General features: G+C 37.7%; 21 protein-coding genes. 4 read left to right on the forward strand and 17 right to left on the reverse strand.

From position 1 onward, the window contains the following. A complete protein-coding gene (locus ACFINA_RS01275) occupies positions 1-2,268 on the reverse strand; it encodes an ATP-binding protein (protein ID WP_375614946.1) in 2,268 nt (755 codons plus the stop codon). Between the two features lie 173 nt (positions 2,269-2,441). Here ACFINA_RS01275 and rirA point away from each other — a divergent pair, with 173 nt between their 5' ends. From rirA to ACFINA_RS01290, 3 genes are read left to right on the forward strand one after another with little or no spacing between them, the layout of a single operon-like run. Further along, positions 2,442-2,885, forward strand: coding sequence for an iron-responsive transcriptional regulator RirA (rirA, locus tag ACFINA_RS01280; RefSeq protein ID WP_375606245.1), 444 nt, complete (start codon positions 2,442-2,444; stop codon positions 2,883-2,885). A 24-nt stretch (positions 2,886-2,909) separates the two neighbouring features. Further along, entirely contained in the window at positions 2,910-4,100 is a 1,191-nt protein-coding gene (locus ACFINA_RS01285; protein WP_375614998.1) for a bifunctional 2-C-methyl-D-erythritol 4-phosphate cytidylyltransferase/2-C-methyl-D-erythritol 2,4-cyclodiphosphate synthase, read from the forward strand. Beyond that, positions 4,097-4,585 carry a CinA family protein gene (locus ACFINA_RS01290; protein ID WP_375610192.1) on the forward strand — a complete coding sequence of 163 codons (489 nt, stop codon included), beginning with the start codon at positions 4,097-4,099 and terminating at the stop codon, positions 4,583-4,585. The genes ACFINA_RS01285 and ACFINA_RS01290 overlap by 4 nt, the downstream gene beginning before the upstream one ends. A gap of 599 nt (positions 4,586-5,184) precedes the next feature. Here the strand turns inward: ACFINA_RS01290 and ACFINA_RS01295 are convergent. The 15 genes from ACFINA_RS01295 to tpiA form a co-directional block, all read right to left on the reverse strand. Continuing rightward, positions 5,185-5,646, reverse strand: coding sequence for a type II toxin-antitoxin system RatA family toxin (locus ACFINA_RS01295; RefSeq protein ID WP_273791149.1), 462 nt, complete (start codon positions 5,644-5,646; stop codon positions 5,185-5,187). A 2-nt stretch (positions 5,647-5,648) separates the two neighbouring features. Next, a complete protein-coding gene (gene lipA, locus ACFINA_RS01300) occupies positions 5,649-6,611 on the reverse strand; it encodes a lipoyl synthase (RefSeq protein WP_375614947.1) in 963 nt (320 codons plus the stop codon). Between the two features lie 67 nt (positions 6,612-6,678). Then, complete coding sequence (gene lpdA, locus ACFINA_RS01305) at positions 6,679-8,139, reverse strand: dihydrolipoyl dehydrogenase (protein WP_375614378.1); 1,461 nt, start codon at positions 8,137-8,139, stop codon at positions 6,679-6,681. A gap of 217 nt (positions 8,140-8,356) precedes the next feature. Beyond that, the gene (locus ACFINA_RS01310; RefSeq protein ID WP_375606249.1) at positions 8,357-9,700 is read right to left on the reverse strand and encodes a pyruvate dehydrogenase complex dihydrolipoamide acetyltransferase; all 1,344 of its coding nucleotides are present in this window, start codon (positions 9,698-9,700) and stop codon (positions 8,357-8,359) included. Between the two features lie 14 nt (positions 9,701-9,714). Next, on the reverse strand, positions 9,715-11,082 hold the full coding sequence (locus tag ACFINA_RS01315; protein ID WP_375606250.1) for a pyruvate dehydrogenase complex E1 component subunit beta: 1,368 nt from the start codon (positions 11,080-11,082) through the stop codon (positions 9,715-9,717). 16 nt (positions 11,083-11,098) lie between these two features. Next, positions 11,099-12,139 (reverse strand): pyruvate dehydrogenase (acetyl-transferring) E1 component subunit alpha, encoded by a 1,041-nt coding sequence (gene pdhA / locus ACFINA_RS01320; RefSeq protein WP_375606251.1) that lies wholly within the window; start codon positions 12,137-12,139, stop codon positions 11,099-11,101. 136 nt (positions 12,140-12,275) lie between these two features. Beyond that, a complete protein-coding gene (locus tag ACFINA_RS01325; protein ID WP_012754998.1) occupies positions 12,276-12,587 on the reverse strand; it encodes a septum formation initiator family protein in 312 nt (103 codons plus the stop codon). 184 nt (positions 12,588-12,771) lie between these two features. Continuing rightward, positions 12,772-13,215: a TM2 domain-containing protein gene (locus ACFINA_RS01330; protein WP_375614948.1), complete on the reverse strand. Its 444-nt coding sequence runs from the start codon at positions 13,213-13,215 to the stop codon at positions 12,772-12,774. Positions 13,216-13,592: 377 nt separating this feature from the next. Continuing rightward, entirely contained in the window at positions 13,593-14,003 is a 411-nt protein-coding gene (locus ACFINA_RS01335) for a TM2 domain-containing protein (RefSeq protein ID WP_375614949.1), read from the reverse strand. 380 nt (positions 14,004-14,383) lie between these two features. Then, positions 14,384-14,791 carry an NINE protein gene (locus ACFINA_RS01340; RefSeq protein WP_375614950.1) on the reverse strand — a complete coding sequence of 136 codons (408 nt, stop codon included), beginning with the start codon at positions 14,789-14,791 and terminating at the stop codon, positions 14,384-14,386. 112 nt (positions 14,792-14,903) lie between these two features. After that, complete coding sequence (gene eno / locus ACFINA_RS01345; RefSeq protein ID WP_375610187.1) at positions 14,904-16,175, reverse strand: phosphopyruvate hydratase; 1,272 nt, start codon at positions 16,173-16,175, stop codon at positions 14,904-14,906. Positions 16,176-16,244: 69 nt separating this feature from the next. Beyond that, positions 16,245-17,081, reverse strand: coding sequence for a 3-deoxy-8-phosphooctulonate synthase (gene kdsA, locus ACFINA_RS01350; RefSeq protein ID WP_375614951.1), 837 nt, complete (start codon positions 17,079-17,081; stop codon positions 16,245-16,247). Positions 17,082-17,117: 36 nt separating this feature from the next. Further along, positions 17,118-18,746, reverse strand: a complete 1,629-nt coding sequence (locus ACFINA_RS01355; RefSeq protein ID WP_375614952.1) for a CTP synthase — start codon at positions 18,744-18,746, stop codon at positions 17,118-17,120. A 127-nt stretch (positions 18,747-18,873) separates the two neighbouring features. Further along, positions 18,874-19,326, reverse strand: a complete 453-nt coding sequence (gene secG / locus ACFINA_RS01360) for a preprotein translocase subunit SecG (protein ID WP_375614953.1) — start codon at positions 19,324-19,326, stop codon at positions 18,874-18,876. A gap of 82 nt (positions 19,327-19,408) precedes the next feature. Beyond that, positions 19,409-20,173: a triose-phosphate isomerase gene (gene tpiA, locus ACFINA_RS01365; protein WP_375614954.1), complete on the reverse strand. Its 765-nt coding sequence runs from the start codon at positions 20,171-20,173 to the stop codon at positions 19,409-19,411. A 154-nt stretch (positions 20,174-20,327) separates the two neighbouring features. Between tpiA and ACFINA_RS01370 the strand changes: the two genes are divergently transcribed. Continuing rightward, positions 20,328-22,217 carry a peptidyl-prolyl cis-trans isomerase gene (locus ACFINA_RS01370; RefSeq protein ID WP_375614955.1) on the forward strand — a complete coding sequence of 630 codons (1,890 nt, stop codon included), beginning with the start codon at positions 20,328-20,330 and terminating at the stop codon, positions 22,215-22,217. Positions 22,218-23,034: 817 nt separating this feature from the next. Here the strand turns inward: ACFINA_RS01370 and ACFINA_RS01375 are convergent. After that, the gene (locus tag ACFINA_RS01375; RefSeq protein ID WP_375610181.1) at positions 23,035-23,895 is read right to left on the reverse strand and encodes a phytoene/squalene synthase family protein; all 861 of its coding nucleotides are present in this window, start codon (positions 23,893-23,895) and stop codon (positions 23,035-23,037) included. Positions 23,896-24,404: the final 509 nt, after the last annotated feature.

The following is a 24,404-nucleotide window of genomic DNA, read 5'->3' on the forward strand; positions in this document are numbered from 1 at the left end:
CTATTCCCCTATCTTATGATTTATAGCTTGTATAATACTACCCTGCTTACCCCCAACCGTCGGAAACATCAAACGGATCATCGCACCACGACCTTCATAAAAACTCTCCGGTGCATCATGAAGCTCCATGGAACCACCGTGATCTTCAATAACTTTGCGCACAATGGCCAGCCCGAGTCCTGTTCCTTTCTCCCGTGTTGTTATATAAGGTTCTAATAACTTTTGTCTTTGCTCTTTAGGAAGTCCTTTTCCGTTATCAACAACATCCACAACCACCCATTCTTCTTGATGATAAGAACGGACAAGAATATGACCGTGAATATTTTCCTCTCGCATAACTGAATCTATGGATTCGCTCGCGTTTTTGATCACATTGCAAAAAGCCTGTACAATGAGACGGTTATCAAATGCACCCATAAGTGGTAGAGTTCCTAAATCTTGCTCAAAATGAATATCATGTCGCGTCACTTCTATCAAGAAACATGCTTCGCGCAACAATTCTCGTATATCTAAAATATGCATTTTGGGTTTGGGCATACGTGCAAAAGAGGAAAACTCATCAACCATACGCCCAATATCTCCAACCTGCCGAATAATTGTGTCAATACACCGCTCAAAGACCTCTCTATCTTGTGTAATAGCTTTGTTATAACGTTTACGAATGCGTTCAGCGGATAACTGAATAGGTGTAAGAGGATTTTTAATTTCGTGTGCAATACGTCGCGCAATATCCGCCCACGCCGCTGTACGTTGCGCTGCAACAAGGTCTGTAATATCATCAATTGTTAGAACCCAAGATTGCCCCTGTCCATCATCCTCCTCCATCGTAACTTGAACATTACAGACACGCTCTTTTCCTGCAACGTTTAAAGTGACCTGCTCACGATGGTTTTTCCGATCCAATGAACGCACAAACTGAAAAACCTGCCAAATTTCAGCACTTAAAGATAAAAGACTTTTTCCAACAACGTGCTCAGAGCGAATATCAAACATCGCTTCAATAGACCGATTGATAATGGTGATATCACCATTATCATCTATCCCTGCTACTCCCGCTGTTACACCCGATAATACAGCTTCAGAAAAACGCCGTCTTTCATCAATTTGATCACGCACTGCAATCAATTCATTACGCCGACTTTTCAATTCACTGACCATGTAATTAAAAGTTTTGGATAATTGCCCAATATCGCCATCTTTTGCTCGTACTGGCACGAAAATTTCCATATTTCCAGAAGCAACATCATCGGCAGCACTAATGAGAAGACGAATAGGACGTACTAAGCGATCAGCAACAGCAATAGCAGCCCAAATGGCTGATAAGAATAAACTAAAAAAAAGACACAAATAAAGCATACCAAATGCAATCTGTGTCAGCAGGCGATTTTCATTTAAATCACGATAACGATCTGTATTAACTTCTGTCAAACGCAAAGCAGATAAAACACCTTTATCAACGTCACGCACCAAATATAAAAATGTGTTTGGAATATTGGTAAACTTTAAAATAATACCAAAATAATCATGAACGCCTGGTTGAAAAGAAAAAGGTCTCGCACTGGTTGCACGTTCAATAAGATTGGAAGGAGGAATTGGCAGTTTATCTTCATCACCAAGAGCGCTCGATACAAAAATAGCTCCGCTAGAACTTAACAAAAATGCACCACGCAAATTGCGTCCTAGAGCATGACGCGTCAATTGCATCCTATATTCAGCTGGATTACGTTCTAAGAGTTTTTTGTTATCAAGTGCAAATGCCATCGCGTAGGATAAATTTTTTAAATTTTGAAGCATTTCATCTGCATAAGCATTTGCTAAATCAATAGAAGAGCCCACAATTTGCCGCGTTGTTGTATCAAACCATCGATCAAGTCCCAAATTCAGTGCTGGCCCTGACACAAGAGCTACAGCAACAGCTGGCATTGTTGCAACAAGTGCAAACAATGAAATAAGGCGTACATGAAGACGTGAGCCTGCACGCCTTGAACGCCAAGCACGAATGATCGGAATCATCTCATAAAAAACGATGACAATAAGCCCTAAAACCCAAAAACTATTAATTCCTATAAGAATAAGGGTTACTGTTCTACTGGGAACAACAGGAGTTAAGCCAATAAGAATAATGAACGAAACAGAGGCCGTAAGTAAAGCCAATACAATAATTGTAATCCCTAAAAAAATATATACCTTACTTAAACGATACAACTCATCGTTATAAGTATTTTTATCTATGTCTTGAAGATTCGTCACAGATGTTATATTCGTCATGAGCTTACATACCCTTATCTCATTATTATCATATAACCTTTTGTAGCAAAAATTGACAATACTAATACTACATTTACAATAGGGCAAATATAGTCAACGAGAAAAAACTTCTACATTTTTCAAAATATCTTTAAAATAGACTGTGTTCGACAATACTTTACGAAGGAAATGAGATGCGATTAACAAAACAAACAAATTATGCTCTTCGAATGCTCATGTATTGTGCAGATAATCAGGGAACTCTCAGTCGTGTTCCAGAAATTGCTAAAGCATATGCCGTTTCAGAGCTTTTTTTATTTAAAATCCTTCAGCTGCTTGTTCAAGCAGGTTTTATCCAAACAGTGCGTGGACGCAATGGTGGAGTTAGATTGGCTAAACCCGCAGCAGAGATTTCAGTCGCGGATGTTGTGAAAGTAACAGAAGACAACTTTTCCCTCGCAGAATGTTTCGATACTGCAGAACCAACTTGCCCCTTGTTTGATTTTTGTGGTTTAAATACCGCACTTCAAAAAGCATTAAATGCTTTTTTTGAGGTATTATCAGTGATATCCTTGGCTGATCTACAACGATCACCCTTTCAAAATCATTTTAAAATTAATGACAAAAAAGCAAACTAAGATTATAATACAAGGAGATTAAGTATTTCTATTGCAGCAATAATATTAGCCGCTGGACGCGGTGAAAGAGCAGGATCTCCCCATAAAATTCCAAAACAATATCGGCTTCTAGGACAAAAGCCAATTATTTGTCATACCTTGCATTGTTTTTTGCAGCATCCAGCTATCACAACAATTATTCTTGTTATTCATCCAGAAGATCGTCAAATCTGTGAACAAGCTATTGACGATTTTAAAGAGCGCCTTATTATCGTTGAAGGAGGCAATACACGTCAAATCTCTACCTTATATGGACTTCAGGCACTCAAAAAATTTGCCCCCCAATATGTGCATATTCATGATGGTGCACGCCCTTTTATAGAAAACAAGCTTCTTAATAACATTCACAACACTATCACGCCTCAAGAAGGTGTTCTTCCTGTTCTACCCATCTCTGATACCCTTAAACGTGTAAATAATCAGCATGTTTTAGAAACAATTCCCCGTACCCATCTTTATAGAGCACAAACTCCACAGTGTTTTCCCTTTGAACATATCTTAGCGGCTCATAAACAAGCAAAACAAGCTTGCAAACAAGAATTCACTGACGATTCTGCAATTGCCGAATGGTTTGGAATTCCTATGCGTACCGTTCTTGGGGATCCTAACAACATAAAAATTACATGGCATGAAGATTTTAATACTGCCCATTTATATCTCCAAAAGAAAATGCAAATATTTCCTGATATTCGTACCGGCAATGGTTATGATGTTCACTCTTTTGAGGATGGTGATTTTCTTATATTATGTGGTATAAAAATTCCTTTTCATAAAAAATTAAATGGACACTCCGATGCGGATGTTGCTCTTCATGCATTAACAGATGCCCTTCTTGCAACTCAAGGTGCTGGAGATATCGGTACACATTTTCCTCCCTCTGATCCTCAATGGAAAAATGTATCATCAGAAATTTTTCTCCGTCATGCTCTTGATATTATAAAACAAGCAGGTGGTCGTATTGCCAATGTTGATATCACAATTATCGCTGAAAATCCTAAAATTGGTCCCTATCGTCATGCCATGACAGAAAATCTTATGACAATACTTGCAATGACACCTGATCGAATCTCTATCAAAGCAACAACAAATGAACGGCTTGGATTTATTGGTCGTGGTGAGGGAATTGCTGCTCTTGCAACAGTGAGCGTCCTTTATTCAGGAGAAATTCCCCAATGACATATCTTTGTGAAAAACACGCACATGAAGTCCTTAATACCTTTCGCCAAAAAGGTTTGCTGTTAACAACTGTAGAGTCTTGTACAGGAGGACTCATTGCTGCAAGCCTCACAAATATTGCAGGATCGTCAGATGTTCTCGATTGTGGATTTGTTGTTTATTCAAATGAATCCAAAACACGCCTTGTTGGCGTTTGTGCTGAACTTATAAGAACCTATGGTGCCGTTTCAAAAGAAGTTGCTCTTGCAATGGCTGAGGGTGGATTAAAACATTCACAAGCTGACATTGCAGTTTCTGTAACAGGAATTGCTGGTCCAGGAGGTGCAAGTTTTGATAAACCTGTAGGACTTGTGCATTGCGCAGTAGCTTATAAAAACCACTCCCCCCTGCACAAAGAAATGCACTTTTCTCATCTTAATCGCAATGCTATCCGCCATGCAACTGTTGAAAATGCTTTTAAAATGATTCTGGAATTGCTTCACTGAATTCCCCATATTAATTTCAAAATTCTTTATTCGCCATCGAGTCTATAATCGTCAATATCTTGAAAAAATTTTATTGTATCACAACTTGAAAATGAAAGATCTCAATAGCGTAAAGTTATCTCACTTTAGTCCTGTGTAGGTTGAATTAATCAAATTTATTCACTTACACGCCACAAGAGAAAAAACTGTATAAATAAAATAATTAAAGAAAGAGACACTTGTACTTCTCTCAAGTGCTAAGAGCTGGCGCGCAACATCTTGAGAGATAGCAAATAAATGATGCAGGAGGACTTCTTCATAAGTGTACAGATGTAGATTTTATATACTTTTACGAGAATCTATACTATTTATTATGAGCACTATTATGAAATGGGTATGACGCAAGCATGTTCTATTTGGGCGTTTCGTTTAACGAGTGTGCATCCATTAAAAAAGAGAAAAACAAAAGCATGAAGCTGTGCATCATCTTCATCATTTAAAATGATATTCCTTCAATATGCTTTTGAAAGCTGAATTAAAAACAAATAGTAAAGATGGAAACCCGTTTTCACCTTCACGCTGTTTAAGCAATACGTATTGTTAAAAAATAACAGAATAGACTATGTTACCGTAGAGCCATAAATCTGATGCGCACGCTTCTCAAAAGCCTCGGTAAATTTACGAAACGCAATATCAAACATTGAGCCCATCACTAATCCAAGCGTTTTACTTTTAAATTCATAATCAATAAAAAACTCTACATTACATGCATTGGTATTTTCAATATCATGAAAAGCCCAACGATTTTCAAGATATTTGAATGGACCATCAATATATTTAACTTCTATAAGACTTTTTTCCGGCTGAAGAAATACTTGAGTCGTAAAAGTTTCACGAATAATCTTATAACCAACGGTCATATCCGCAAGAAGCAATATTTTTTTTCCATATTCTTTTCGAGAACGTATTATTAAAGACTCACACATTGGCAAAAATTCAGGATAACGCTCAATATCTGAAACCAGATCAAACATTTCACTGGCACTATGGGTGATCTGCCGATGTATTGTAAAAATCGGCATAATTATCTCTGTAAGGAAAATTTTTCATCACGCGCTTTTTGCAAAATGGCAAAATCATCTCCAGCATGATGAGATGAACGCGTTAGAGGATTGGAGGCCATATGTAAAAATCCTTTTACTTTACCAATCTTGGCAAAAGACTCAAATTCTTCAGGAGGCACAAAACGAACAACTGGATGATGTTTTCGTGTAGGCTGCAAATATTGTCCAATTGTCATAAAGTCAACATCAGCAGCGCGCAAATCATCCATCAATTGCAAAACTTCATTTCGCTCCTCCCCAAGGCCAACCATAATTCCCGATTTTGTAAAAATTGTTGGATCAAGTTCTTTAACACGTTGTAATAAACGAATTGAATGAAAATAACGTGCCCCTGGACGGACCTTCAAATATTTAGAAGGAACTGTTTCTAAGTTATGATTAAAAACATCAGGCTTAGCAGCAACAACAACTTCTAAAGCGCCATCCTTATGACGAAAATCAGGTGTAAGAACTTCAATTGTTGTTTTAGGAGTTTTTTGACGAATCGCATAAATAACTTTTGCAAAATGCTCAGCACCACCATCAGCAAGATCATCACGATCAACAGATGTAATGACAACATGTTTTAGTGCCATCTGTGCAACAGCATCAGCGACACGTTCTGGCTCATTATGATCAACGGCAAGTGGAATACCTGTTGCAACGTTACAAAAAGCACAAGCACGCGTACATATTTCACCTAAAATCATAAAGCTAGCATGCCTCTGGCTCCAACATTCGCCAATATTAGGACAACCAGCTTCTTCACATACAGTCACTAACTTATGCGTACGTACAATACCATGTGTTTCCTTATAAATTGGTGATGTTGGCGCTTTTACACGAATCCAATCCGGCTTTTTTTGAACGCTTGTATCCGGACGATGCGCCTTTTCAGGATGGCGCAAACGTCTATTCGTAACTCTATCAACAACCGTAACCATTTAAGCCTTTGCCTTATAAATACGAAGGAGCAATGAAAAATTTAAGATCTTTCATACAATCTAATCATCAAGCGTTTAAAACTTGATCATATGCATCCAATACACTTTCTTTCATCATTTCCGATAAAGTCGGATGTGGAAAAACAGTATGCATTAATTCTTCCTCTGTTGTTTCAAGATTCATGGCAATGACAAAACCCTGTATTAGTTCTGTTACCTCAGCTCCTACCATATGGGCCCCAAGAAGCTGTCCTGTTTTTTTATCAAAAATTGTTTTTACTAACCCTTGATCTTCACCCAGAGCAATCGCTTTGCCATTCGCGGAAAAAGAATAACGACCAATACGTATATCATACCCTGCTTCTTTTGCTGTCGCTTCTGAAAGCCCTACAGAAGCAACTTGCGGTGTGCAATAGGTGCATCCTGGAATTTTTTTCTTATCAAGCGGATGAACATTCTTTAAACCAGCAAGATGTTCAATACATATTACGCCTTCTTCTTCTGCTTTATGGGCTAACATAGGAGGACCAGCCACATCACCGATAGCATAAATACCCGAAACTCCTGTCCAACTCCATTCATCAGTTACAATACACCCACGATCGGTTTTTATTCCCAAAGCTTCTAATCCAAGATTCTCAATATTACCCTGCACCCCAACAGCAGAAATCAACCGATCAACAGTCATTGTCTCTTTTTTACCTTGAATATCAATATGTACAGTTACAGAATCGGAAGATTTTTCAACCCTTGTTACTTTTGCTTGACGAAGAACACGTAAACCTTTTTTCTCTAATTGTTTACAAGCAAATGTTGAAATTTCAATATCTTCAGCAGGCATGATGTGGGGCATTATTTCAACAACAGTGACTGTCGCTCCCATATCATGATAAAAAGAGGCAAATTCAATGCCTATAGCCCCAGACCCTATGACCAAAAGCGATTTTGGCATTTCTGGCGGTATCATAGCTTCAAAATAAGTCCAAATGAGATTTCCATCTGGCTCAATACCAGGAAGGACACGAGGACGTGCACCCGTTGCAATAATGATATGCTTTGCTTGGTAAGTTCCCTCTCCCAAGGTCCCTTTAGGGACTGGATTTTGTGGTTGCATAACCGGTTTGGAGGATGAAGAAACCATAATTTCCGCAAGCTGGCTTCCCTTTGCTTCTTTAGTAAGCTTTGCTTCACCCCAGATAATATCAATTTTATTTTTTTTCATTAAAAAAGCAACACCAGCATTTAAACGTGCTGAAACACCGCGTGAACGTGCCACAACATTTTTGATGTTTGCCTCAATTGAACCATTAATTTTTAGTCCATAATCTTTTGCATGTTCAGCAAAATGTTTCATTTCCGCTGAACGTAAAAGAGCCTTTGTTGGAATACATCCCCAATTTAAACAAATCCCTCCCAAATGTTCACGTTCAACAATCGCAGTCTTAAAGCCACATTGCGCTGCACGAATTGCGGTTACATATCCGCCTGGACCTGATCCAATCACAATTACATCATAAAGATTTGCCACAGTAATTCCTCCATGGATATATATAAAATGGATATGCATTTTTTGAACTTAAAAATGAACATAACAGAATTATCTTATGTCTTTATACTCTAAGCTTTCTATAAATGCTTTACCCAAACTAGAAACAGCAATACCTCTGCTCTTCAAACTCTTTAAATTTGTTTTTATTCTCTTAAATACACTCTCTCACAATTTACGTGAAGAACTGTTAAACAGTTCAAACCAACATTGCTAATGGATTTTCAATCATCTTCTTAAAAGTCCGCGCGAGCTCTGCTGCTAAAGCACCATCGACAGCACGATGATCCGCAGAAATTGTAACTGACATAACTGTCGCAATGGCTAAAGCACCATTTTTAACAACAGCACGTTGCTCCCCTGCACCAATCGCAAAAATTGTCGCATGCGGTGGATTAAGAATAGCAGAAAAACTTTTCACACCATACATCCCCATATTGGATACAGCTGTTGTTCCACCCTGATATTCTTCCATTTTTAACTTGCCCTCACGCGCACGCTTTGCAAAATCCTTCATCTCTTTGGAAATAAGCGATAACGGCTTTTCCTCTGCATGGCGAATAATCGGCGTAATTAATCCATTGGGAATAGAAACAGCAACCCCAACATCACAATGTTTATGATGAAGCATTCCACCTTCAAGCCAAGAGACATTCGCATCAGGAACCGCTTTCAAAGAAAGTGCAACAGCTTTGATCACCATATCATTAACAGAAATCTTATAAGTAGGCTTAGCTTCTTCCTGCATCTTAACCATTGGTGCAGCAACATTCAATTGTGTACGCAGCGCTAATAGCGCATCAAGTTCACAATCTACCGTTACATAAAAATGTGGGACTTTCTGTTTTGATTCCACCAAACGTGTCGCGATTGTTTTACGCATATTATTATGGGGTGTGAAGACATATTCATCCTCTTTGAAGAGTTTCAATATCTGTTTCTCAGAAGCACCTGCGGCTACTGGCTCTCCTGTCTGTGACGAATAAGAAATCTTAGAAATATCACCGCTCATAACTTTTTCTACATCACGCTTAATAATACGCCCATGCGGCCCACTCCCAGAAATAAGGGATAAATCAAGACCTGCCTGAGATGCTAATCGCCGCGCTAAGGGAGAAGCAAAAAGACGAGCTCCCTTTTTATCTTGCTGTATTAATTGCCCAGTTGATGATTCATGAGACATTTTTATTCCCTTTGAGTCCGTCTGTTTCAGAGAATCTGTCTGTTTGATACCCTCTAGTTTTTGTCTTGTAGAAGAAGAGATTTCTTCTGTAACTTTTGCAGCTTCAGCTAAATCTTCACCTTCTTCTGCTAAAACAACAATTAAAGCATTTACTTTAACGCCTTGTGTTCCAGCAGGAACAACAATTTTAGCAACCCTACCTTCATCAACAGCTTCGACTTCCATCGTCGCTTTATCCGTCTCAATCTCAGCAATAACATCACCAGAGGAAACCTTATCTCCCTCCTTAATATTCCATTTTGTTAAATTTCCCTCTTCCATCGTAGGGGAAAGCGCTGGCATTGTAATTTTAATGGGCATTATGCTTTCCTCCGTTATGCTCTGTATGTCACAGCCTTAACGGCCTCAATAATTTCAGCAGTATTAGGCAAAGCCAACTTCTCAAGATTAGCGGCATAAGGCATCGGAACATCTTTGCCAGAAATCGTAGCAATTGGCGCATCAAGATAGTCAAAAGCCTGCTGCATAACACGCGTTGCTATTTCAGTTCCCACGGATGACTGAGGAAATCCCTCTTCAATTGTTACCAAACGACCTGTTTTTTTAACTGAAGAAAGAATTGTTGGAAGATCCATCGGGCGAATGGTTCGTAAATCAATCAATTCAACATCAATACCAAGTTTTTCAATTTCTGGTAATGCTTCAACCGCGTAATGCATTCCAATCCCACATGCAACAATTGTCACATCTTGTCCAGACTTATGAATACGCGCCTTACCAATAGGTAAAACAAAATCATCGAGTTGAGGAACATCAAATTGATGCCCGTACAAAATCTCATTTTCAAGGAAAACAACAGGATTATCATCACGAATAGCAGCTTTCAGCAAACCTTTTGCATCTGCAGCGCTATAAGGCATAACAACTTTCAGACCTGGTATATGACTATACCATGCTGCATAACATTGAGAATGTTGAGCACCAACACGGGCAGCCGCACCATTGGGACCTCGGAAAACCATAGGAGCGGTCATTTGTCCACCAGACATATAACGTGTCTTGGCTGCTGAGTTAATAATTTGGTCCATCGCCTGCATCGCAAAATTAAAGGTCATAAACTCGACAATAGGACGTAACCCACCAAAAGCAGCCCCGACAGCCAGCCCAGCAAAGCCGTGCTCTGTAATTGGGGTATCAATAACTCGGCGTTCTCCGAATTCTTCCAACAAACCTTGACTAACCTTATAGGCACCTTGATATTGCGCAACTTCTTCCCCCATAAGAAAAACTGTTTCATCACGCCGCATTTCTTCAGCCAAAGCCTGATTAAGCGCTTCACGAACTGTCATTGTAACCATTTGTGTTCCCGCTGGAATATCAAAATTAAGAGATGTATCAAAAGTAGGAGCAGCCTGCGGAACTGACAAAGGCAGAGAAAGAGAAGATTCCTTAGGTTTTTGTGCTGTATCAGTAGGTTGCGAAATATCCTCAGCACGCTCACCTTCTTCTAACAAAATTGCGATAACAGTGTTAACCTTTACGCCTTCTGAACCTTCAGGCACAAAAATTTTACCAAGAGTACCTTCATCAACGGACTCTACTTCCATTGTAGCCTTATCCGTTTCAATTTCAGCAATAACATCGCCAGAGCTAACCTTATCACCTTCTTTCTTGAGCCATTTAGACAGTTTACCTTCTTCCATAGTTGGTGAAAGCGCCGGCATCAAAATATCAATAGACATACTTGCTTCCCTCGCATCAAACTAAAATATCAGTATAGAGCTCAGAAGCATCTGGCTCTTGATCACTTTGTGCAAAATCTACCGCATCAGCAACAATTGCACGGACCTCTTTCTCAATAGATTTTAAATCGTCCTCGCTCGCCCAATTTTTTTTAAGAATCCGACTTTTTACTTGATCAATCGGATCGTGTTCCTCTTTTATTTTTTGGACTTCTTCCTTTGAACGATATTTCGCTGGATCAGACATGGAATGACCACGATAGCGATAGGTTTGCATATCAAGAATGATCGGCCCTTTACCTGAGCGTGCCCAAGAAATTGCTTCATCAGCAGCTCCTTTTACTGATCGAACATCCATACCGTCAACAACAATACCTGGAATTTCAAAAGAAAGACCACGACGGGAAAAATCAGTTTCTGCAGATGCACGTGAAACGGACGTTCCCATAGCATACTGATTATTTTCAATAATATAAACAACAGGCAGCTTCCAAAGTGAAGCCATATTAAAACTCTCGTAAACCTGCCCCTGATTTGCAGCACCATCACCAAAATAAACCAATGTCACATTATCTTTATCAAGATATTGATTCGAAAATGCCAAGCCTGAACCAATGGGAACCTGTGCCCCAACAATACCATGTCCCCCATAAAAGTTTTTTTCTTTAGAGAACATATGCATCGAGCCACCTTTCCCTTTGGAAAAGCCCCCTTGGCGCCCCGTTAATTCTGCCATAACACCACGCGGACTCATCCCAACCGCTAACATATGTCCATGATCACGGTAAGACGTAATAACCTGATCACCTTCTTTTGCCGCTTTCAATGTTCCAACAACAACGGCTTCCTGTCCAATATAAAGATGACAAAACCCCCCAATAAGCCCCATACCGTAAAGTTGTCCTGCTTTTTCTTCAAAACGGCGAATTAAAAGCATTTCACGATAGGCAACAATTTCTTCCTCTTTTGTAAAAGAGGCTATTGGTGCTTTCTTTGTAGTGCTTGATAATACAGTGTGCGCTACCGACGCAGAATTTTTTTTAAGTCGTTCTGCCATATTAAACTCCCTTTTATGATTATCTAGGAATAACCTTTACGAACAAAAGTTACAAGCCTTATCAATCGGCTTAAACAATATCATTGCTGATTGTTGTCTAAATTAAGCGATTTTTCATTTACCTTTAGTATCAATTTCAAGGTATTAAGATTGTCAGTTCATTTGGCTTAGAGAAGTTCAAATTCTTTCGGACATACTCATCCAACATATCTTTTTCTATATGCCCGTTGCGTAAAAGAGAAATACGCTTTTCCATGAATATCCGCTCAGCTTCTATTTTATGAAGCTCCTTTTCTAATTCACTAATATGCTGATTAACTTCACTGCGTGAATACAATCCATACTCACCATGATAAATGTGATAACTGAAATAGCTTAAGACTCCCACCGTCATAAGAGGTAGTACAAAGCGTACTTTGATTGATCGACGTTTCTGCTTTGTCCACATAAAATAGCACAGTCTTTACAGCACAAATTCCTCAATACTCAGCTCAATATGCACGATTTTGATTAACACCTCATTACTCAATCTAGAAACGTAAACAATTTTTTATCACCAATTTACCCCCCTCAAAACAATCAAAGTAAGCTGAATGCCCCACTTTGTTATATGACAAATATTGGATATCCCACTAACTTGTGATTTTACACCCATCTTTGTCTTTAAAATTTCCTGTTAAAATGACTATAAAATCAATCAATACCCAAGGTATAATTATAAAAATAATCCCTATAAGCCCTACCCCAAAAAATGGTATAGTTATCATACTTATTATATTTATAAGAAGTATTGCAATGCCAGTTCCAACTTTACCAACCATAAAACGATGAATTCCTAGTCCACCTAGAAAAAAACAAACGACCGCTAACGTCACTTTTGATTGCTGTGACTGACCTTCAGTCAAGATAGGGAAAATAGATTTAATGGTATCCCCTTCACACACAAAATCAACTACGTCACCAATTTTCGGCGGCGTTTTTCCTGACCAATCCCAATTCGCAAATTGATAGCGCTTACCATCAGCCCCTGAAATAAAATAATCTCCTTGATCATGACCAATAATTTTACCTTTCATCTTCACCACCTATAAAATTGTTATTCATAAAGAATCTTTTCTTCTAATATGATAATATATTGGATAAACCTCACAGCATGAATACAATCTGTATTCACCGTGATATATGACAATTTAAAAAGCTTAAAATCCCCCAACAACTTAAAATTCCCGCAATTATAAGTGGTAAGTACGCTGTTCGATTTGCACTTTTGCTTTTTTCATATGAAATAGTACAATCTTTTTCAATAGTTTTATTTAAATATTCATAATTTTCTTTAATATTTCACATTTAAAGACATAGCCTAAAATAATTTACATTATTAAATTAATATATTGACAACATTAAAAGTAAAGAAAGTTTCTAGCTCTTTACATTTTATATTATTCTAAAATTTCTACCAATTTATAATTTTATCCCCATTTTCATCCCTAAAATATCCGGATAAAATAACTATAAAATCAATGAATGACCACGGTATAGTAACGAGCAATCCTACACCTGTTATCGTTATAAGAAGCATTACAATGCCTGTCCCAACTTTACCAGCCATAAAGCGATGAATTCCCAATAAACCAAAAAACCAACAAACAAGTGCTATCGCTAATCTTGATTTTTCTGACTGCGATTCACTCAAAAGAGGGAGAACAGATTTAACAACATTATCTTCATATACAAAATCAACGGTATCCCCTACCTTTGGTATTTTTTTTCCTAACCAATCGAAACTCGTAAATTGATAGCGCTTACCGTCAGCTCCTGAAACGAAATAATCTCCTTGATCTTGACCAATAATTTTACCCTTCATCCTTGCCCACCTATAAAGCTACTCCTCATGTGTTATTCATAAAGAGATTATTTCTAATTCGATAATATGCAGATTAACCTCACGGTATAAATAAAACGCATAAAAAACATGATCAACGTGTAATTGGAATAGTCTTGCCCCCAATAATCTAATATTTCCCGCTTCTATAAACAGCAACTCAAATTACGCTGTAATTGATTTGCGCTTTTGTTTTACCTATAAAAATAGCACAGTTTTTCAATATTTTCGTTCAACTGTGCATAGCCTTTTAATATTTTACATTAAATACATGTAATACAATAACGCAGAGCTATTATGAACTTAATATATTGATAAAAATAAAAAGCGGGCTAAATTACCTCCTTTTTATTATAAGATTTTTAAAAATCTGTAATTTGATTCCCATCTTTATCCGTAAATCTTCCAGCAACAATGACTATAAAATCAACAACTGCCCAAATTCCGGTAATTATCAATCCAAAAAATGATAAAGATAGAATCAGCATTAAAGCACCTGTCCTAACTCTCCCAACCATAAAGCGATGAACACCAAAGATACCTGCAACCCAACAAAGAAGTGCGAACATTATCTTTGAGTTCTCTGTACTTGATCTCAACAACGGAAAAACAGAACTGACCACACCGCCTTCATAGACAAAATCAACAGTATCACCAATCCTTGGTGGTTTCTTTCCCAACCAATCCCAAGTCGCAAACTGATAACGCTTACCGTCATCACCAGAAACGAGATACATTCCTTGATCTTGAGTAATAATCACACCTCTCATCTTAATCCCTATAAATTTAAATACCTATAAAATTACTATGCATATGCCTTTGATAAGAAATCTCAATTTCATAATCTAAATGATCTTATACTTTCATATTTTTTGCTCACAACTATACACGATATAAATCACCAGCATAATGCGCTTGAGCTCCTAGCATTTCTTCAATACGAATAAGTTGATTGTATTTTGCTAATCTATCCGAACGTGCAAGAGAACCTGTTTTAATTTGTCCACAATTCGTTGCAACCGAAAGATCTGCAATGAAAGAATCCTCTGTCTCGCCTGAACGATGAGATATAATGGCACGATAACCTGCTTTATGTGCTACTTCTACAGCATCAAGTGTTTCACTCAATGTACCAATTTGATTAACTTTTATGAGAATAGAATTGCCTACCCCCATTTTGATACCATCACGCAAACGTGCTGAATTCGTTACAAACAAATCATCACCAACAAGCTGACATCTTTCTCCAATTGTATCCGTGAGTAGCTTCCAACCTTCCCAATCATCCTCTGCCATTCCATCTTCAATTGTAATAATAGGATAATTTTTCACAAGCTGCGCTAAATACTCTACCTGCTCTTGGGTGTCACGGCATTTTCCCTCACCTTTATAAAAATACGAGCCATTTTTATAAAATTCGGTTGAAGCACAGTCTAAACCAATGGCAATTTGTTCACCTGGTTTATAACCACATATCATGATAGATTCCATAATAAAATCAATTGCTTGATCAGCGCTTTTAAATTGAGGTGCAAAACCACCTTCATCACCAACATTGGTATTATAACCTGCACCCTTTAAACGCTTTTTCAACGCATGAAAAATTTCAGCACCATAACGAATTGCTTCTCGAACAGTAGGCGCTCCTATAGGAATAATCATAAACTCTTGAAAATCAATCAAGTTATCAGCATGAACGCCACCATTAATAATGTTCATCATAGGTGTTGGAAGAATATGCGCTTGTGTACCCCCAATATAACGATACAAAGGTAAATTTAATGAAGCCGCAGCTGCTTTTGCAACAGCTAATGAAACACCAAGAAGTGCATTGGCACCAAGACGGGCTTTGTTTGGCGTTCCATCCAAAGCAATCATGGCTTGATCAATAGCGATTTGATTTGTTGCATCCCGACCACCAAGTTCTTCAAGAATTTCGCCATTGACTGCAGCAACTGCTTTTTCAACACCTTTTCCTTGATAGCGCAAACCACCATCACGAAGTTCTATAGCCTCGTGTGCTCCCGTTGAAGCTCCCGAAGGAACCATAGCACGACCAAACGCACCATTTTCCAAATGAACATCAACTTCTACCGTTGGATTACCACGGCTATCAAGAACTTCACGTCCAATGATATCGACAATTATAGTCATATGTATTTCCTTATCCGATAAAAGTCGCGATTCATTTCTAACAACCTATTAATGAAATACTTTTTCTTCTCAATTCAGTTTCTTTGACAGATAATCGAATTCCATTAAAGTCTCAAGCAATCTTTGTAAATCATCAATTTTAATCATATTGGGTCCATCAGAAGGCGCATTATCTGGATCTTGATGCGTTTCTAAAAAAATACCTGCGACCCCAACAGAAACAGCCGCACGCGCTAAAATTTCAACAAATTGACGCTGTCCACCAGATGAAGCCCCCTGCCCCCCAGGTTCTTGAACAGAATGCGTTGCATCAAAAATAACAGGAGCACCCAATGAACGCAAAATAGGCAACGAACGCATATCAGAAACAAGTCGGTTATAACCAAATGACGTGCCTCGCTCACAAAGCATAACATTCGGATTACCACTGTAAACAACCTTTTTTAAAACATTCTCCATGTCCCACGGCGCTAAAAACTGACCTTTTTTAATGTTAATAACACATTCTGTTTTAGCGGCTGCTACCAAAAGATCTGTTTGACGACATAAAAAAGCCGGTATTTGTAAAATATCAACTGTAGAAGAAACAATTGTACATTGCTCTTCTGTATGCACATCAGTTAATATGGGACAATCAAACTCTTTTTTTAAATCAGAAAAAATAGCCATTGCTTTTTCAAGACCAATGCCGCGTGCCGCACTCAAAGAGGTTCTGTTGGCTTTATCGTAACTTGATTTATAAACAAACCTGATACCAAGCTGATCGGTAATTGTTTTAATACGACCAGCCATTTCAAAAGCATGATCTCGACTTTCCATCTGACACGGCCCTGCAATTAATGAAAGAGGCATTTCATTTGAAAAAATCATATTTCCAACTTTCACACGGGCATTTGGTTTAGTCATTTTATCCCTCAAAAGCAAAGTAACCAAATTTATGCATTAAACTAATCGACTTTGTTCTACAGCGGCTTCAATAAAAGAAGAAAAAAGCGGATGTGGATCAAAAGGACGAGATTTTAATTCTGGATGATATTGAACACCAATAAACCATGGATGATCTACATATTCTATCGTTTCTGGTAAAATACCATCAGGAGACATCCCAGAAAAAATCAAACCACACTGTTCTAACTTATCCTTATAATCAATATTGACCTCATAACGATGACGATGTCGCTCGACAATCTTGGTCATCCCATAAATTTGAGCAATATGACTCTCTTCCCTTAATTCAGCAGCAAAAGCACCAAGGCGCATTGAACCGCCGAGATCACCATTTCTTGTACGTTTTTCAAGAACGTCTCCTTTAAGCCATTCTGTCATTAAACCTACAATTGGATTGTCTGTTTCGCAAAATTCACTTGATGAAGCATTCTCAATCTGTGCAATATTGCGTGCAGCTTCTATACAAGCTAATTGCATTCCAAAACAAATTCCTAAAAATGGAACTTTACGCTCTCGTGCAAATTGAATTGCTCGAATCTTCCCTTCAGACCCTCGTGCCCCAAAAGCACCTGGAACCAAAATTCCATGGGCTTTTTGTAAAGCTGAAACAGAATCTTCTTTTTCAAAAAGTTCCGAATCAATCCACTCAATATTAACCTTCACTTTATTCGCTAAACCACCATGCGCAATCGCTTCGATAAGGGATTTATAAGCATCCTTTAAGCCCGTATATTTTCCTACAACAGCAATCGTAACTTCTCCTTCAGGATGGTGAATGCGATGCGTAATATCTTCCCAACGATCCATCTTGGGGGAAGGAGCCGAATCGATTCCAAAAGCGCAAAGAACTTCAGAGTCCAAACCCTCCTTATGGTATGCCATAGGAACATCATAAATTGTTGGCATATCTAATGCCTGAATGACTGCATTGGAGCGAACATTGCAAAAAAGTGATAATTTGCATCGTTCTGTTTCTGGAATAGATCGATCTGCACGTACAAGCAAAATATCAGGAGAAATACCAACTGCTTGCAATTCTTTGACAGAATGTTGTGTTGGTTTCGTTTTTAATTCACCTGCCGAAGGAATATAAGGCATTAAGGTGAGATGGACATAAACGACATTTTGTCTCGGTAGCTCATTGCGAAGCTGACGAATCGCTTCTAGAAAAGGCATTGCTTCAATATCACCAACCGTTCCACCTATCTCACACAAAACAAAATCAAATTCTTCATTTCCCATCGTAATGAATCTCTTAATTTCATCTGTAACATGAGGAATAACTTGGACTGTTGCCCCCAAATAATCACCACGCCGCTCTCGTTCAATGATATTGCGATAAATACGCCCTGTTGTAATATTATCTTGGCTATTTGCAGAACGCCCAGTAAAACGCTCATAATGACCAAGATCAAGATCCGTTTCTGCACCATCATCGGTCACAAATACTTCACCATGTTGATAAGGTGACATCGTACCTGGATCAACATTTAAATAAGGATCAAGTTTGCGAAGACGTACGCGATAGCCACGAGCCTGTAATAACGCTGCTAACGCCGCTGCTGCGATGCCTTTTCCAAGGGAAGAAACCACACCACCAGTAATAAAAACATAACGTGCCATGGGCTTATGGTGATAAGCAATTTATAATGATTTTTCCAGCAAAAAATGCAAAAAGAAACAATTTTTCTTCTAAAATAAAAAAGGTGAAAAAATCACCTTTTTAAAAAGTCTATACTTTCTTAAAAAACTATTTTGTACTGTTATCCGGAACTGTATTTTCAAGAACCGGTGGAACTGGGCTTTCTGCTTCAGGATTTGTGGACTGTTTCTGTTCCTGCGGAGAATTCGAAGGACCTCCTAGCTGCTCAAGAATAGAAGGGGAAGACTCACCATCTGATGATGGGACTGATCCTGAGCCTTTATTGGTAGAATTCTGCTCGGAATTAACCGGTATACGCTTTAAAATATCAGAACTAGAATTTGATATATTACTCACCACGGTAAGTCCAATAGACACAACAAAAAAACAACAGGCTAAAATAGCAGTCAAACGTGTTAAAGGGTTTCGAGATCCACGAGTTTTCATCAACCCTGAGCTATTACTCACACCGAGCCCACCACCTTCTGAAGGTTGAATTAATATAATACCAACCAAAGTAATCACAATCAAAAAATGAATAACAATAAGTACTGTTTGCATAAACCCTGCTCTTCAAATAACTCTTTCATGGTTATTTACACATAAATAACACACAATCCAAGGGGTAACTCAAATTTCTCCGCTATAATTTACGATAAACATCGCAAATAGTTAAAAAATCAGTCGCTTTTAAACTTGCTCCACCTATCAAAGCACCATTAACATGAGCAATGCTTAAAAGCTCAAATGCATTGGAGGGTTTTACTGATCCACCATAAAGAAGGCGCATATTATTCCCTTCATCCCCAAAACGAGAGCACATCTCATCACGAATGAAATGATGCACTTTTGCAATATCTTCTACAGTTGCTGTATTGCCGGTGCCTATCGCCCAAACAGGTTCATAAGCGATAATGATATTCTCTGCTGTTGCATCATCTGGTAAAGATCCCTCAAGCTGCTGTGCGAGAACATCCAGCACTTTATTATTATTGCGTTCTTCCAATGTTTCACCAATACATACAAGAGCCACAAGCCCTGCTCGCCACGCTGCTTGCACTTTGGCGCAGACAATAGCATCATTTTCCTGATACACTGTACGACGTTCTGAATGCCCGATAATAACATGACTTGCTCCCGCTTCTTTAAGCATAAAAGCTGAAATATCTCCAGTATAAGGGCCATAGTCATCAAAGTGACAACTTTGTCCTCCTAAAAGGAGATTTTCACCATCCAGCGTATCAGAAGCACGCGATAAAAGCGTTGCTGGAACACAAATTAAAGCTTCAAACAAATGACCTAGATCAGAGCTAACGCCTGTAGCAATAGCACGCAACTCTCCAAGCGATTCACTCGTTCCATTCATTTTCCAATTTCCAGCAAGAAAAGGCCGAATATTTGGAGACATATTTTCACCTCAAGAGCTATTATAATATATTATTTATCTGTAAGTACCAAATTATAAAGTGAAAGCAAGTCTTTAAAGCTTGCATCTTTCGTGTCTTTGTTGCAAATTCCGTTACTGCTTTGATAATAACTCATGTTAAAAGTGGAATTAAACAATGCTTGACATCGTAAGAAATGCTGCAAATTCTTGGATTGCCAGAATTTTCCTTGCTATTTTACTCTTATGCTTCATTCTTTTATGGGGGATACCACAGTTACACACCAAAAATGAAAGAGGCCTTATTACTTCTGGAAAATCCACAGTAACTGTCGATGATTATCGTCTCGCTCTTGCCGATCAAAGCGCACGTTTAGCACATGCCGCTCATCTTGGACGAATGTTTACGCCAAATGAAATGCAGCAATACCAAATTCCCGCTTTTGTGTTTAATCAATTACAACAAAATACACTGCTTGATGAACAAGCCCGTAAAATGAAAATAAGTCTTTCAAAAGATACAATAGCGCGTATGATTGGAACTGATAATATGTTCCAAATAAATGGCACTTTTGATAAAAATTTATTTTATAACTATCTTCAGCATTTACGTATCAGTGAAAGTGCTTTTCTTAATTATTACACCAGAAAAGAAAAGCGTAACCAAATTATTTCAGCTTTATTCTCTGATATGAAAGCACCAGATCTCTTCTATAAAGCACTTGCTCTTTATCAAGGAGAAATGCGTATCGCAGATTATCTCATGATTGATCTAAAAGAAAAGGAAATAACAGCTGATCCTGATGACGAAACACTGCAAAAATGGTTTGAAACACATCAAAATGAATTTCGTACTCCAGAATACCGCACTGTCTCTTTATTATCTATGGAACTTAATGATTTCGTAAAACCTAAAGATATCCCAACAGATGAGGCAAAAGCTTATTATACCCAAAATGCTTCACGTTTTGTAACCCCTGAAAAGCGTACATTCGAAGAACTGCGATTCCCCTCACGCGAAGAAGCCGATAATGCAGCAAAAAAAATAGCCGATGGATTGAGTTTTGATGAACTGGTAAAAGCTGAAAAAAAGACTCTTAATGACATACAAAAAGGGCCTCTCGCAGAAAATGAACTTCCTAGCCATCTAGCATCCGAAATTTTTGAACTCCAACAAGGGCAAGTCAGTGCTGTAATCAATGACTTACAGGGACCTGTTATCATTCGCATCATACATATTGAACCCTCAAGCTCTCTTCCTTTTGAAAGTGTAGAAGAAAATATTCGCCAAATACTTGCCAAAAATCGTGCTACGGATGATATTCGTAATAATTATGTAGCCATTGAAAATGCTCGTTTTGAGGGTGCTTCTCTCAAAGAGTTAGCTGACCAATACAAGTTATCTTTGCGCACGATTACCATTGATAAAACGGGGAAAACGCTTGAAGGTGCAATACTCACGGATTTACCTCAAAAAGATATTTTACTGAATGCCATCTATCAATCAAACGAAGGTGTCGATCTTGATCCTCTCTCTTTTCAAAATGGTGGGTATCTCTGGTATAAGGTCGATAAAATTATTCCTGCCCGCGATAAGACACTTGAAGAAGCTAAGCTAGATGTTCTTTCTCAATGGAAAAATGAGGAAATCCAACGTCTTCTTGATGAAAAAGCCCAAAATGCTCTCAAACAGCTCACGGAAGGAAAAAGTCTTGTTGCTCTTGCTCATACCCTTGGTGTTACAAAACAAACAACACCAGCCCTCCGGCGTCAAGATTCATCTGAAGTCCTTGGTGCTGAAGGTGTTAAAGCCTTGTTTTCTGGTCCCAAAGGTCATTATGGTGTCATAAAAGGACCGGTTGCAACAAACCGTATCATTTATCAAATAAAGACTGTAACAATGCCTAAAGATATCACGTCTCATACTCTTTCAACTGAGGTCCGCGCCAATATAGATATGATGATAAGAGAAGATCTTAAGCTAGAAATGCTCCAAGTTGCCAATAAAGAACATCCTTTGGAAATTAATAGCACAAATTATAATCAGATCTTTAACGCTCTCCAATAAAAAGATTGTGCATAATTTAAAGGGCTTATTTGATAAAGTGTCTATCGCTCTTCGTTTATCGTTAAAGAGGTGAGACAGGTTTCTTGTCTGCATATCTTAGTATCAGCGTTTTTATAATGATTCATTTTCTCGCAAAACAGTGCATGTATGGATTTGCGAGAAAATAGTCAATGGAATGTAGAATCGTTTTTGCAATGCATTAAAAAACATTATCCATCCAAAGGTTGTCGCCCATTAAGCTATAAATGTCATCCCTATCGTCATTCATTCATAGCTCATATTGCTACTCTTAATATTCATTCATAGGGAGCGTATTGCTTCTTCCTTAAATGATTTCATTTACACACCCAACTTATAATAGATAAAAAAACTATTTTTAAAATTCATTATAAAAATGGAGAAATCTTGTTCTATTCAAGACTCTCATTCAATATGAGAAAAAACGAATTATCATTATAAATCAATATATTCATAAATCATAACAGTCATCAATTATGATGTTATAATTTCTCAAAAATAAGAGTTTTTTATAGACTTATAGACTGCTAAGATAACTTGTCTCATAAAATAGAAATTTTATTTCATGTTTTTCTTTCTCTGCATCTCACCTATCCAATACACTGAATAAAACATACTACTGATTAAGAAATATACCGTATTTTCAAGATCACAAAATTTCTTATTCTTTTGTGTTCATAACAACCAAAACATCAACATTTTTTATAACAAAAAAATGGTTTGGAATCACAATAGCTCCTTTATCTTCATATGAGAAAATCAGTCTACATGTCACGTATTCCAACATAGTAATATTCTTTTACAATATCTTTGGAAAATTGCCGCTTATTGCTGCCCTTGTTATCAACCAATAGCGATACATCAATGGCAAAGTTGCGCTCTCTTGAAAAATTGCTGCCCCCAGCTGTATAGCTTTTTGAAGAGAAGCCGGTACAATGACCAATGGAAGAAAAGCTGGCTTAAGAACTCTCGGTAAAGTACAAGAATACTCGTAAAATCGGTTATAATGATCGCGCGATAATGCTACCATAGCTTCAACAATACAATTCTTTTGTTGATCACTGAGACGATGAGATTCCAAATCTTCCCTATTCACTCCTACAGCTTTTAATATATCAGTGGGTAAATAATATTGATATCGTGATTGCATGAATGATAAAAGACGCAATACACCGCTTAATCCTTGAGAAATCCCTCCGTGTTCATAGATATCTGTAAACTCTTGTGCAGTTTCAGGATCTAATATCTGACAAGAAAGCTGTAAAATTATGCCTGCTGTCTCACTACAATAATGCTCTAGATCATGAAGTGTTTCTATTGGATTGTGATAAAGATCTAAAATTTGCGCATCACAATAACGTAAAAAAGCTGTCTTAGGTAAATTAAAAAGAGTCATTGCTTTTAATAAATCATTCAAAATCGGATTGTTTCCACTCGTTTGCATTTCACCATGAGCAATAGCGTCATACCACCAACGTAACCGTATTTCTCCTATAAGTGGATCATGTACACTTTCGCGGATACGAGAAACTTCAGCATTAAATACATAAAGAGCAGCCAATGCTTGGCGCTTTTTTTTAGGCGCAAATAAAACCGATATATAGCGATCACGATCTATGGTACGTAAAATATCAAGACAATAAGGAAGAGAGCCTATCATTCTATGAACCTATTAACGTCCCTTTTTTAGCAATTAAATTAATACCCTCTTTTTATTCATATTAAAAAATGAAAGATAGGCAAATACAGTTCAGAAAATAAGATTTTTAAATGCGTCTCTTAACTGTATTATGAATTAAAATTTCTTTTCTAGTCCCTTTTCGTTTTAGAAAGAAAAAATTAAATAAATAATTTTTCTGATAAAACTTATCTTATCGGACTTCAAGTTTTCATTTGCAGTAAAAAAGCTAAAAACCAATCGTAACATGCATAGTAAAACTTGAACAACAAACAACGCAAAACACTTTTTCAGTGGATAGATGACAATGTTATTTTATAAAAAATGCACTGATCACAAAAACTTCATCAAATCATTGACCTCCTCCCCACTCTAAAAGACAAAGGTTCTTACCAACACCAATTTGTAAAAAATCCAATTGCTCTCGGTGCGTTTCTGTTACTATAAATGCATTGATTTATAATGACAATTTTGTGTTTTGTATGTTAAAT

The sequence above is a fragment of the Bartonella sp. AC10YNML genome, from assembly GCF_042196825.1.
In the GTDB taxonomy this organism is placed as follows: domain Bacteria; phylum Pseudomonadota; class Alphaproteobacteria; order Rhizobiales; family Rhizobiaceae; genus Bartonella.